Annotated in this window: 11 protein-coding genes; 1 reads left to right on the forward strand and 10 read right to left on the reverse strand. The window is 50.7% G+C overall.

Features of this window, described 5'->3' with window-relative positions; translation table 11 throughout:
* Positions 1-133 precede the first annotated feature (133 nt).
* Positions 134-1,216 (forward strand): competence protein CoiA family protein, encoded by a 1,083-nt coding sequence (locus OOJ60_RS19375; protein WP_001232449.1) that lies wholly within the window; start codon positions 134-136, stop codon positions 1,214-1,216.
* 166 nt (positions 1,217-1,382) lie between these two features.
* Here the strand turns inward: OOJ60_RS19375 and OOJ60_RS19380 are convergent, their stop codons facing one another.
* The 10 genes from OOJ60_RS19380 to OOJ60_RS19425 all read right to left on the reverse strand — a co-directional run bounded on the left by OOJ60_RS19380 (position 1,383) and on the right by OOJ60_RS19425 (position 11,813).
* Positions 1,383-2,882, reverse strand: a complete 1,500-nt coding sequence (locus tag OOJ60_RS19380) for a helix-hairpin-helix domain-containing protein (RefSeq protein ID WP_001284313.1) — start codon at positions 2,880-2,882, stop codon at positions 1,383-1,385.
* A gap of 25 nt (positions 2,883-2,907) precedes the next feature.
* Positions 2,908-4,545, reverse strand: coding sequence for a PP2C family serine/threonine-protein phosphatase (locus tag OOJ60_RS19385; protein WP_000081622.1), 1,638 nt, complete (start codon positions 4,543-4,545; stop codon positions 2,908-2,910).
* The gene (locus tag OOJ60_RS19390; RefSeq protein ID WP_001253653.1) at positions 4,545-5,585 is read right to left on the reverse strand and encodes a TerY-C metal binding domain-containing protein; all 1,041 of its coding nucleotides are present in this window, start codon (positions 5,583-5,585) and stop codon (positions 4,545-4,547) included. Before OOJ60_RS19390 ends, OOJ60_RS19385 begins: the two co-directional genes overlap by 1 nt.
* 85 nt (positions 5,586-5,670) lie before the next feature.
* Complete coding sequence (locus OOJ60_RS19395; RefSeq protein WP_001253658.1) at positions 5,671-6,309, reverse strand: vWA domain-containing protein; 639 nt, start codon at positions 6,307-6,309, stop codon at positions 5,671-5,673.
* The gene (locus OOJ60_RS19400; RefSeq protein ID WP_000116681.1) at positions 6,309-6,950 is read right to left on the reverse strand and encodes a TerD family protein; all 642 of its coding nucleotides are present in this window, start codon (positions 6,948-6,950) and stop codon (positions 6,309-6,311) included. The genes OOJ60_RS19395 and OOJ60_RS19400 overlap by 1 nt, the downstream gene beginning before the upstream one ends.
* Positions 6,951-6,972: 22 nt before the next feature.
* Positions 6,973-7,611, reverse strand: a complete 639-nt coding sequence (locus OOJ60_RS19405) for a vWA domain-containing protein (protein ID WP_001388628.1) — start codon at positions 7,609-7,611, stop codon at positions 6,973-6,975.
* A gap of 462 nt (positions 7,612-8,073) precedes the next feature.
* Positions 8,074-8,541 carry a tellurium resistance protein TerW gene (gene terW, locus OOJ60_RS19410; RefSeq protein ID WP_001176767.1) on the reverse strand — a complete coding sequence of 156 codons (468 nt, stop codon included), beginning with the start codon at positions 8,539-8,541 and terminating at the stop codon, positions 8,074-8,076.
* 17 nt (positions 8,542-8,558) lie between these two features.
* Positions 8,559-9,767, reverse strand: a complete 1,209-nt coding sequence (locus OOJ60_RS19415; RefSeq protein WP_000506887.1) for a DUF4236 domain-containing protein — start codon at positions 9,765-9,767, stop codon at positions 8,559-8,561.
* A 10-nt stretch (positions 9,768-9,777) separates the two neighbouring features.
* Positions 9,778-10,734, reverse strand: a complete 957-nt coding sequence (locus OOJ60_RS19420; protein WP_000797366.1) for an HpcH/HpaI aldolase/citrate lyase family protein — start codon at positions 10,732-10,734, stop codon at positions 9,778-9,780.
* A complete protein-coding gene (locus tag OOJ60_RS19425; protein WP_053287333.1) occupies positions 10,734-11,813 on the reverse strand; it encodes a cysteine protease StiP family protein in 1,080 nt (359 codons plus the stop codon). The genes OOJ60_RS19420 and OOJ60_RS19425 overlap by 1 nt, the downstream gene beginning before the upstream one ends.
* Between the last annotated feature and the right edge of the window lies 1 nt (position 11,814).

Genomic DNA, 11,814 nt, shown 5'->3' on the forward strand with positions numbered 1-11,814 from the left:
AAGGCTCTCATTTGATTTTTGTCAAACATTAATCTGGAAGACGGAAAAATCATTTCTTTTAATACGTTTTACAGAAATCCTCCTCCGTTATTTCGGATATAGTTTGAATCATTATCAAAAACGGGGTGCAGCCATGCGTAAGAGTTATACATTTGGTATTCCATTTGGACTCCAGCGAGAATCAGGACTCTTTTTAGATATTACAGAGGTCAGCCGGGGTATTGACTGTAACTGCATCTGCCCCGCTTGCAAAACTGATCTGTTAGCAAAGCAGGGGGAGGTCAAGCTTTGGCATTTCTCACACAGTACAGCTGTAGCCGGTGACTGTGATGGTCTGATGGAAGCCATCCGGGGAAAGATTATTGAAGTCATCAACGAGCACCAGGTTCTTGGTTTCCCAAATCTTCTCGCTGGCGACGATGGTGGGCCGGTTTCACTGAATGAGGTTAGTGGAAGCGGCAGTATGTTCGGAGGCACAGCTGATCTGTTCGTAAAGGTTAATGATTTATGTGTGGCCGTCTTTCTGGACAGGGATCGCAGCATTTCAGAGAAGTTAACCTTTGACCATCTTCATCCTTCCGAAAGAGTTGCCGCATTGCGTATCGATCTTCCTGATATTGAATATGAAATCAGTCAGGTGCAGCTCGGGCGACGTAAAACAACATACAGTGAGTGCATTGAAAGCCTGATCATTGATGAGACCAGTTCCCGGGAATGGCTATATCATCCATTAATGCATGAACTTGAATCTGAACCTCTTCAGGAGTATCGGGGACGGGAGCCTTCAGAGGAAGGGCCTCTTCTTCAGCGCCTTGCTGACTGTAAGATGAAATTGCCTGATATCCTTCCGGGCAGTCATAACGCGCTAGTCAGGTTACAGCAGGATACGATTGTATGTCTGTGTCGGTTAACGGTTCGGGCTTATGACATCGCTCAGACCGATGAATTTCCTTTGTTCCTTCGCTATTTCAGGTTGCACTGCCTGGAAAACAGCGAACATGTCAGTTACGAAAGACTGATCTGCTGGCAGGAAATGATTTCAAAAACCCAGGAAGGCCAGTCCTTGACACAAAACGAACTTGAATATCTTCATGAGATTGTCCGCATCGCCTTTTACAATCACCGGCTTAACAATGTCAGTATTTCAGATGTTAAAAACCATGACACTGGAAAGAAGAGCGGCAGGGTAGAGTCACAAAATTATTCACTTTTATAAATAACTTGGGCTTTGCGCATTAAACCCTTGCCGCAGGCGGTGTACCGCATATCCGGCACAGACAGTCAGTTTTTTCTGGCAGCTTAAATTTGACACTGCTTAATATAGTGATTCATTAAACAGGTTCAGTATGCTGCCAGAACGTTTTAGTCGTAATGGGCGTCCGTTAGTTTTCAACTAACTGAACGACGACCAGCCTGCCGCCTTCCTCCTTTGACAGAACAAACTGAGCGTTATTCGTCAGTTCAATTTTTTCCCCAATGGCAATCTGTCGTTTATCCGGTAATGACATAAGCCCATTTATGCCTTCATTTACTAACCACCACTGATCGTTATGGAAAACAAAATACCCAACTCGTTTCCTTTGTGCATCGGTTGTGCGCTCATTTGGCGCAATGAGGCGATTCACATGCCACGCATAGATTGACTGCCCGCTCCACACCATCAACCGGTGGTCGTCAGGACGATAACTGCCTTCCTTTCGGGATGAATATAAATTTAGAACCGGTAATTTACCCTTGTATGGCGTACCGCAGTAGGGACAAACCGGCTTTGTCTTACCTGAGAAAACGTACCATTTCTGTTCACACGCCTTGTTCTGGCAGGGCTGTATCAGATCGACTGTTTTAACCAGGGCACTTTCCCACTCATCGGCGGTCGGGCGTTTATTGGCATCGTGTAAGCCATCAATAAAGGCGCGTTCAAACAAAGGCGTCAAATAAGGGCCCATGATGGTGTAAGGAATTTTCTCCGGGTCAGCCCAGGGCAGTGAAAAGGAGGATAGCTGACTGACTTTGACTGCATTGCTTTTGTCTGTCGGATGTTCAATGAAGAGTGCCTTCTCACCCATAGATAAGGTCTCATCACGTACTTCATCCGACATGTCATGTATTTTTCCGCCACGTAGCGGATGACGGAAGAACAGATACATGTAGATAAGCACCGACAGCGCATGACGGTCAGTAGAAATGCTTGGCAATACGCGGTTCGGATCCTCTTTGGAAAGATGGCTGGTTTTCACCACTTCCGGAGCGATAAAATCCGGGGTGCCCACGACGTCGGGAGGATACTTTCCAGGGACAACCAGGCCGTCTACGTCAATGATGCAGGCATGTCCCATTTCTGGATCGATAAGCACGTTTTTATAGCTTAGATCGCTGTGACAGAGACCTGCCGCATGCATCCTTCTGACGGCTCTTGTTAGCAGCAGACAGACCTTGAGATAGGTAAGCGTATTGCCTCGTTCACGTGGGTCGAGAAATTTATTCTGGTTGCTGGCGCTGGCAAACCATTTGCCTTCCTTTTCACGGCCTTTTATGCCAAGAAAATCATCGTTTTTAGAGCCGTATTTAAAGAAAAAGTAGCTTTTGTAGGTTGGAACCACGATGCCGATTTTATCCCCATGCTCAACAACGTGGGTCGGCCAGCAAAACAGGTCCTTCCAGTATTCACCTCCGGACTGGCCAAAAATGTTTTGCCTGTAGCGTCCGGTGATCATATCAATCCGATCCCGGGCCTGCTCGTTCTGCGGTTTATGATAAAAAGCGACGACGTATGATTTATCAGGCGAGAAGTAAACATCCTTCATCGAGCCCGAACCAATTACCTCGTCAACATACTGGACTGTTTCGCCGTCCTTTGTTTTGCACGTAACAATATTTGCCATATTGATCACCGAAGAAGCGTATCCCTTACCACAACACCGCAATAGTGCGGTCATCGTGGTTCCCTGTGGAGAAAAAGTTAAGCCAGTCGCCTAACCTCTCAGGCGCAATACTGGCGTCTGTAAGGACAGGGATGAGCTCATCAAGGAGACGGGTCCATTTTTCGTCACTGCGAAGCCCGTTATCTGTCTCAAACAGAGGGTCTGATACGCCATCTGTCATGAGGATCAAGTGAGATACATCATTCCATTTACCCACGCTGATGCGGCCGCTAAACGAGGGGTCTGCGATAATGCTCTGGTCAAGAAAGCGGGTTTGTCCTGCGTATTCTCCGCTATCGGGATTTCCCAGTATCCTGACTTTACCGGAAGGGCTGTATGCACCTATCGCACCATCACCAAGCCAGAATGCAGCCGCAAACAGCTCGTTATCAGTTCGTAGCGCTACAGTTGCCAGTAGGGTTGTTGAATAGGATTTCACAGGTTGTTCTGCACAAATGGCTTCGTTCTGGATACTGTTGACCGCGAGCGTAGCTGCCTGTTTAAAATGATGAAGCATGGCGTTTATGGTTGCCTGCTGATCGCTCCCTTCCCACGCCGTGATGTGCTGCTTTAGATGGACGCCTTTCAAACCACTGAGCTGATTGAAAAGGTAATCGCCAGCCGTTTGGACTGCAATCCGGGAGCCTTCCCGGGAATTTACCGCACTACCGGCCCCGTCTGCGACCAGCATGACAGACCATCCTGTTTCCTGGCAGTGGTTGATATAGAAGTCGTCATCTCTGAAGCTCCCGGCATGCTCATGAGATCGTCCCCGGCGACTGGCGGCAGCAATACGTATGTCACCCCTGACCAGGCCAGCAGCGTCCAGATGGGACTTAGGGTAGGAAGCGTCTGCTGGTGGCTCTACCACCTTCCACAGGCTTCTCGGATCGGGATTGACTATAAAAAGCTGTTTTGTTTCGCATTCGTCGTGCGAAGCGCATGACCAGAGTACTGAAAGCTCTATATCGCCGCTTTCGGTGGGTGTACCTGTCAGCAACTTATGCTCTTTGTCAAAGGTCAGGCCAATGTTCCTGGGAAAGACAACGTCCCTGACAGTAGCCTGCTGGCCCTCATCCAGAACTATAGCAACCGGCGAAGAGAAACGTTCGCCTGCGCGGGCGTTGGGAATAACTATTTTAGCTCTCGGGGGAACGGCAGGTGGCACAGCTAATCCGGCCCGCTGCTGGCCTGTCGGTATCTGCCCGGGTTTTAATACCAGGGAAGACAGGTTTTCGTCTTCCCTCTGTGCTGGTTTATCAAATTCGTAATAAGGCATCAGCTTCCAGAACGGAGGATGAGGTTCATTTTCTGGCAGGGGTTGCAGTAATGGTGTATCGGTAGCGTCAATGCCCGGGTTATCAGCATCACTTACGACCGTTTGTTGCTGATCGGAAAGGCTGGATGCTGACGAGGGGGCGATCTCTGCGTCGTTATAACCTTCGCTAACCCGCGCAGATAAACCCTGTGCAAGGCTCTCAATCCGCTCTTTAAGCCGCATAATCTCTTCAGTAAGGGAAGGGTCGTGCGATAGAAGAAAAAGCCGCTCACCTTCTACAGGGTGGCCCAGCTCAGACAGCACTAAGCGGATAATCTTCTCTTCAAGTAAAACATTTTGCGACATCAACCTCTCCCTCTGTTTACGTCGAAGTTAGTGTTTCCGCCATCATTGCTGAATGACAGACCTGTTTCACACCACGGGCAGATCACGTCATCCGGGCCGTCAATGCACAGCAATTTTCCGCATGAGCACAGGGCAAACGCACTGGCATTACCGCAGTGAGGGCAACCCGGTACGCCATGCAGTTCGCTGGTGTTTACCTGCAAACCGGTAGCGGTGGCATCTGACCATGCAAAATAGTCTTCATCGATGGGATAGCATCCGGCAATATTAAAGCTGTTCAGGTTCAGGCTGAAATCGAGCCCGGAAATCCTTGCTGGTGGCCGTTCATACTTCATCAGATACGGACGACGGGTCTTGCTGCAACGGCCGGTAAGCGTAACGCAGTTTTCGTCGTACGCTTTTACTGGCTCGTCCTTGGCCAGCCGGACTATGTATTCAGTCTGGCTGAGCTCAGGTTGTTTGTCGTCTCCGACGCTGCGGCTGTGCGCCGTAACCGAGGCTGTGATCCATTTGATGAAGCGGGTAAAGTCCCCTTCCTGAGACTCGGTGAACAGCATGACATTCTCTGTCAGTTGCCGCAGGGTATTCAGGTCCGCTGACGGCCCCAGGCCAACGGCAATGAGATTCACTTTACTCGCGTAGTGATCCTTCCAGCGCTTCACTTCTGCGGTTGTGTCGTCAGTCGGACGTCCGTCGGTAAGGAGATACACGACGGGTTTCCAGTCGCCTTTAGCCTCATGAGTGGTTTTTCTGACCTGGGTATCAATTTGTACGGTCAGCTCACGCAATGCGGCCCCAAGGCTCGTACCGCCGCCAACGGGAAGGCGGGGAGGGTAGAACGAGGCAATTTCGTGAAGAGGTACAATCGTACGGGCTACACCGGCAAATGCGATTACCGAAACCCAGGCTGTTTCAAGTGCGTGTGGATCCTTTCTTAAATCTCCGATGATCATTTGCAGACCATCAGTCATTTTTTTCAGGTTTTCACCAATCATGGACTCTGAACAGTCCAGGACAAAAAACACGGGAAGGCGTCTCATAATTTTCCTCGTACGGCTGGTACGGCCAGCAGAAAACGTTGCTGTACAGAAAGGTGCTGCCCGGAAAGCAGCACCTTTCTGTCTGTCAGAGCACCAGCTGGATTTCTGGTGGAGGAGGGGGAAGGGTATCAGTTCCGTTATTGATCCCCGCGCTTGTGCTGCCGGAAGACACGCTGGCCGATACCCATTTAAAGAAACCTGCAAACGCGGTTGAATCTAGCGTCTCCAGAGACACAACCTTATCGGTAAGCTGTTTTAAGTGCTCATGGCCTGCTTTAGGACCAACGGCGCAGGCAATGATGGATCCGAATCCCCGGCCGCGAATCGCTTTTACCGCTTCACCGTACGCCAGGGCATCAGAAGGGGTTCCATCAGTCATCAGGAATACCAGAGGACGCCAGTCTCCTTTTGTATCACCATCTGAGCGACGTACATCCCGTTCAACACACTGCATCAGACATTCAAGGGCAGCACCGGTGAACGTCCCGCCTGCGCTTGGCACAACGATGTCAGAAAACTGGAAGTCTTCCAGCGGCGTGAGAGGAATGAACTCACGCGCCTCATTGTCATAGGTGATAATGGAGATATGAACGCTTTCGAGGGCGTAGGGATCCTGGCGAAGAGCGCTAAGCATCGCCTGAATTCCAACGTTAACGGAATGGATGGACTCACCGCGCATCGAGCCGGATGTGTCGATAACAAGGTAAACAGGCAGGCGGCGCATCACATGTAATTCCTCAGGTGCGAGACAAACGAATCTGATTCTGAAGGCTCACCAATTGCCCTGAGTTTCCAGCCTGTAGCCTCGCGTATCAGCTCGGCAAAAACCATGGAGCGCTGGCTGGCGAAGGCGGGTCCGCCAGAAAGATCGAATCGTGCCATTTCAATATTACGGGCATCTACTGCCCGGATGAAGGCATTCTGAACTTTACCAAAGTGCTGCTGGAGCTTTTCACCATTGTAGATCTGAACGATGAACACAATTTTCTCGTACTGAGCGTCAAGGGAATTCAGGCGCACAATAATTTGCTCATCGTCACCATCACCGGCTCCGGTTCGGTTATCGCCCGTCAGCCAGATATTTCCTGACTTATGGCGAAGGCTGTTGAAAAAGATGATATCGCCATTCACAAGCGTTGGTTTACCATTTTCCACATTGCCGAGATCGGTCACCTTTCCGGCTGAATTACACAGGAAAGCGATCACATCAAGGTCGTATTCTTCTTCTTTTTTACCAAAGATCCCGCCGAGGAAACCTTTCTTTTCCTCATTAATATCCCAACCCAGGCCGATAGTAACGGACGAGAGATCGTATTCATTTTTTTTCAGGCTTACGCCCTGGCCTTTGCTCAGACTGACAGACATGACATCCCCTTAATTAATAAAATTATAAGACCACGTTTACTTCTGGCGGCGGCGGTGGCAGGTCTTCAAGACCGATCACTTCTTTTTTGCTGGACTCCACTTTCTGACTGCCTACCGAAATGCTCGCACTGACCCATTTAAAGAAAGCTTTAATCGTCGAACTGTCAGCTGTATCGAGCTGAACCACGATTTCAGTGATTTCTTTGAGGACGCTGGTATCGGCATCATGCCCGGCTGCACATGCCACAACAACGCCGGTTCTGGCCGCTTTAAAGTCATTCAGGCCTTTACGCCAGTCATCATTCGGACTTCCATCCGTCATCAGGAATACAAGGGGACGCCAGTCACCTTTAGTGTCAGCCGTCGTTTTCTGTACTTCTTTGGCAATGGAGCTGGCCGTCAGGGTAAGCGCTTCGCCAAGAGAGGTGGTGCCGCTGGCTGTTAGTGCTGGCATCTGGAAACTCAGGAGGTCTGTCAGGGGGACTGCCTGTCGGGCTGAAGAATCAAAGGTGATCACTGACACGTAAGCCGTTTCGAGTGCATACGGATCCTGTTTCAGCGTGGTAAGCAGCGTCTGAACGCCATTCTTAACCGCTTCGATAGGCTCTCCGTGCATAGAGCCGGACGTGTCGAGTAGCAGATATACGGGTAAGCGTCTCAAATGTAATTCCTTCTTAAGAGATCGGAAGAGGAGAGTAGTTTCAGGAAGAGGCCAGAGTTTGTAGATTTGATAAAACGGCACGACATCTGTCGGGTGGAGATTAAATACTCAGAAGCGGCATTAAAGAAATAAGTTAACCACCATTGAATTACCGACATGTGAATGGCCTCTTATCAGAGAAAAAAATTCAGACCGTACTGGAATATAAATTTCTGAAAAAAACTCCGGCAAAAATAAACTTTCTTATGTATGAAAATCATCATACATCACAGATCTGCATGAATGGAGTGTAAATCGCCCAAAGATTGATGTGTAGCACAAGAGGATGTCAAGACACCAGGTTTTGTAGGCAGAAAGGCGCTGCTGACATTGCGGGAGGAGAATAGATCAAAACTCCGTCACGCAGATACAGAGGTGAAATATGACAAAACCGGGGTTTTCACCCCGGTCTGAGATTTAGCGTCAGGACTTTTTAGCGCTGTATTCTTTTATCAGTTCATCAACGGAGTGCAGAGCCAGCTTCTCTACCGCTTCACTTCGGGTCGAGCCACTCAGCGCAGCCAGACGGTCAATTTTTCTTAAAATCCGCATGCGTAGCGATAATGACACGGCTGTTTTTTTATCCTTATCGAGTACGACCTTCCCTGTGGACTCACCGGTTTTCAGTTCAGCATTCTGTGCGAGCGCTTCATTCATCCGGCGAAGGGTCTTTTTATCCAGCTGGCCCGGATTAACGAGATGGTAGGAATGACCTGCCTTGCTGTATTTGATCTCCGCAGAATATGACTCGCGTAGCTCTTTGAGTGCCCGGGTTAATGTCGGCTCTGAGCATTCCAGACTGGTTATAATGTCGGCAGCGGAAACGGGCTTGCCGGTGCCCAGTAAGTTGGCAAGCTTAAAAATCCGGGCCTGTCTGGTATTTAATTGCATCGTAAGATTTAGCCTGCTTAAAGGGTTAGTGGTTCAATAGGCTGAAAAATGAAGGTACTGCTCATCTTTCGAATAACCGGGTGATCGCCTAACGCTTCAACCGGATCAATGTGTTCTAAGCCTGCAAAATTTACTGACGACATCTGGCTGCGACTGCATTTGCAGGACAGGATATACTCATCCTCCAGATAGCCGGTCCGCTTACTGACCCGTTGCGTAAAGCCTGACACAATCACGTTGTCGAACGGTAGCGTATGTAAAACGATACCGACCAGGCGGAACAAGCAGCCATGGACGTGGCGGGCATAGTTTTCGCGTACGGCTTTTTGCGTCATGGCTTTTTCCGTCAGCTCCGTGCCCCGGGCATTAACGCCGTAAATCTTATCAGGGAAATCTTCAATCTCAGCTAAATCAACATCCAGCAGGACTGCTGATAGCTCCGGCTTTACTTCAAATGCAACAAGCGTTTCACGCGGCCATTCAGTTTCTGCCAGCACACCCGCCAGGTATGATTCGAAAAACGCGGCGTCTGTCCGGAACTGCTGCCGGGCATCTGCCTGAGCCGTGGCGAGCCGTTTTTCATGTTCTTCAGCCTCAAACTTCCAGTTTGCATACTGTTCGGCCCAGGCCGTCCGTTGTTGCTGGTACCGGTGCTGTCGAAGGGTATTCTCACGCTCCACATCAATCAGCTCCTGCTGCCACCGGCGAAGATTTTCGGCGTGGCGCTCAGCTTTAGCTGATTCCGATTCAAACCATTTACCCAGAAAACTAATGCCTTCGCTCTCGGCAGGCTTTTCCGGCAATGCAAGATAGTCTGGCTTTTCTGGACGCACCGGTGCCGGAACCTGAAAAGGCGACGTTCTGTTATGCAGGTATACTGCTTCCAGCTCTGCCCAGCTGATGCCTGTTTTAGGATCCGGCGTCAGCTCGTGAATATTACGGATTGCGGTCACCGCTGACATGAGATCAGCGGCTTCCTCCTCAAGCGCCTGTCTGAGCCCCGGGTCGGTAGCCGTCCGGTTCCCACCTCCGGAACGCGCGGCCCGATCAAGCCGGGTACGGTAACTCAGCCCGGTACCGGGCAAGCCCAGATTGGCATAGGTCCCCCGGCTTCCAAAAGAAACGGAAGCACCTCTCGGCCCGACACTCAGGCTCGGTGCACCGTTACTCAGGTTGAGGCGAACACCAGGAATAATGTTGATCGACTTTCTGAATCTGAACCCCATTATGATTTCCTTAATGATGCTGGGTCACGGTAAGTAATCTGATTCCATCAGCGCTTTGCTCGTTCTGTAACCCATAAAAACGAGCTCTGTCCAGAATGCCAGCCGCCCAGCGGCGATGTGTGGCGGGTTCACACATTGCTCCCTGCGACTTAAACACGGCCTGGGTAGAGTTCAGGATCCGCAGAGCGTCAGAATGCTCACCCTGAGTGACCATCAGCGCGTTTTGAATGACCTCTATCTGACCCGGGTGAATGGCCGTTTTCCCAACAAGCCCATGTGCCATATCAAGAGCCAGCTCTCTGGCCATTACGGCATGATCGTCAATATGCTCACATACGGGCGCGGTCAGGGCAAAATCACGCGGGCCGAAGACCGAAACGAGCATTTTGATGACGTAGCCCATCGGGCTGTCATACAGCGTCAGGTCCCGGGGACGGCGAAGCGACACAACGTTCATAAGATCGTTGCCGCCGATTCGAAGCGCAATAATGCGGTCGTGGCAGGGATGTTCCACCAGACGGGTGGCCAGCTCCCGCATCTGAACCACGTCAAAGACGTCTTCTGTTTCCAGCGTTGGCATCATGCACAGGTGAGTCCCGCCCATGATATCCCACCATTCAGCTAACGAACTGAGGGTAAATTTCGGCAACACAAACCCGTCGACAGCGGAAAGATCATAATGCGCTTTTAACCATCTGCCCATTTCGGCATGCCGGGGGCGAATGAACACCAGAGGCCAGTCATTTTTACCCAGGCTATGCATGCTGTTACTGAGCTCGTGCAGCAGGTGCTCCAGATTTTTGAGGGCGACGGGGATGTCTGCTTCACTGACAGCATCCTCCAGGCAAATCACCAGAGAGCGCAAACCCGGGATTTTCCCGTGCAGGACGGCATCAGCAATATCTTCCCGTGTTGCAGGCATGTATAGCGTGGCTCCCAGATTCCAGGGAGAAAGACGATTTTTCATCAAAGTACCTTCTTGATAATGGTTACAGCCCGATACTGGCCGAGGGTTCCCCCCATTTCTGTAACAACTATTCCCTTTTCACGAGCAAGCCCTACAAGCAAGGCAACGTCCGGGTCGTCAATAGAACGCACAAATACATGGTCCGGTACCCGACGTAATACAGCCCGGGTTGCTTCAGCAATACCGGGTTTTATACGATTGACGCTGTCCACTTTAAATTCATCGGCCAGGAACGCGATAACGTCGCGACTTGTCTGCCATAAGACCCGGGCTGACTCCGTATTCCAGCTCAGGGGAGCGAGGGATGACGGGGTTAACTTCTTACGGAAATGAGCGACGGTATCGACAAGCATCCGGCTGCATTCGAATTCACTGAGATGCTCGCAAACCATGCACCCGTGTAATCCTTCAGAGGACCACACTGACCGGGAGATCAGGCCTGACACCGGCGCACCCATGATGCCAAAAGGAATGAGCCAGTCATCATCACTGGCTGCAAGCCAGGAGCAGCCACAGGGATCGGCCAGGACAACCAGTCGCGGCTGCTCAGGATAGCCCGGGCGATCTTTCAGTGCGCGTACAAGCTCTCCGGTAATTGCGCCTTTACCTGTCCATCCGTCAACAAAGACAATACCGCTGGTACCATGCCGCTCTTCAATGACGTCGAGGGCTGCACCGTCAATTCCACGATCCCGGATAATGCTGATACCGTAATGCCATGAGGTTTTCCCCATGTCACGCAGGGCCTGGTGCAGCATAACGCCGAGCGGCACGCCAGCCCTGACAAGACTGGCCAGTACAATGGGCTCATCACCAAAGCGTTTGGCCAGAGCAATAGCGAGCTGTGTGACTTCTTTTGCAAGTCTCTCTGCGCCCCGATCCAGCGCCCGGTGAAACAAATCAAGATGCCATTGTGTTGGCGCTGGCTCCTGACTGAGCATGTCCGAATAATGTTTCTTCCCTGACTGAATCAGCTCTTCTTTTTGCTCAACCGGCGTCATCTCAATGACAACCGGCTTTAGCAGAAATTCCACGTCACCGGGCTGGTATGAGCCGGTAAATGTGTCATGTGGCTGCATT

Origin of the sequence: Citrobacter sp. R4 (assembly GCF_026719175.1) — a bacterium.
GTDB lineage: Bacteria > Pseudomonadota > Gammaproteobacteria > Enterobacterales > Enterobacteriaceae > Citrobacter_A > Citrobacter_A sedlakii.

Coding starts and splice junctions, on each gene's coding strand:
- OOJ60_RS19395 (WP_001253658.1), bottom strand. CDS start 6,309: ATGCGCCGCCTGCCTGTTTACCTTGTTATCGACACATCCGGCTCGATG.
- OOJ60_RS19425 (WP_053287333.1), bottom strand. CDS start 11,813: ATGCAGCCACATGACACATTTACCGGCTCATACCAGCCCGGTGACGTG.
- OOJ60_RS19375 (WP_001232449.1), top strand. CDS start 134: ATGCGTAAGAGTTATACATTTGGTATTCCATTTGGACTCCAGCGAGAA.
- OOJ60_RS19385 (WP_000081622.1), bottom strand. CDS start 4,545: ATGTCGCAAAATGTTTTACTTGAAGAGAAGATTATCCGCTTAGTGCTG.
- OOJ60_RS19400 (WP_000116681.1), bottom strand. CDS start 6,950: ATGTCTGTCAGTCTGAGCAAAGGCCAGGGCGTAAGCCTGAAAAAAAAT.
- OOJ60_RS19420 (WP_000797366.1), bottom strand. CDS start 10,734: ATGAAAAATCGTCTTTCTCCCTGGAATCTGGGAGCCACGCTATACATG.
- terW (WP_001176767.1), bottom strand. CDS start 8,541: ATGCAATTAAATACCAGACAGGCCCGGATTTTTAAGCTTGCCAACTTA.
- OOJ60_RS19390 (WP_001253653.1), bottom strand. CDS start 5,585: ATGAGACGCCTTCCCGTGTTTTTTGTCCTGGACTGTTCAGAGTCCATG.
- OOJ60_RS19415 (WP_000506887.1), bottom strand. CDS start 9,767: ATGGGGTTCAGATTCAGAAAGTCGATCAACATTATTCCTGGTGTTCGC.
- OOJ60_RS19380 (WP_001284313.1), bottom strand. CDS start 2,882: ATGGCAAATATTGTTACGTGCAAAACAAAGGACGGCGAAACAGTCCAG.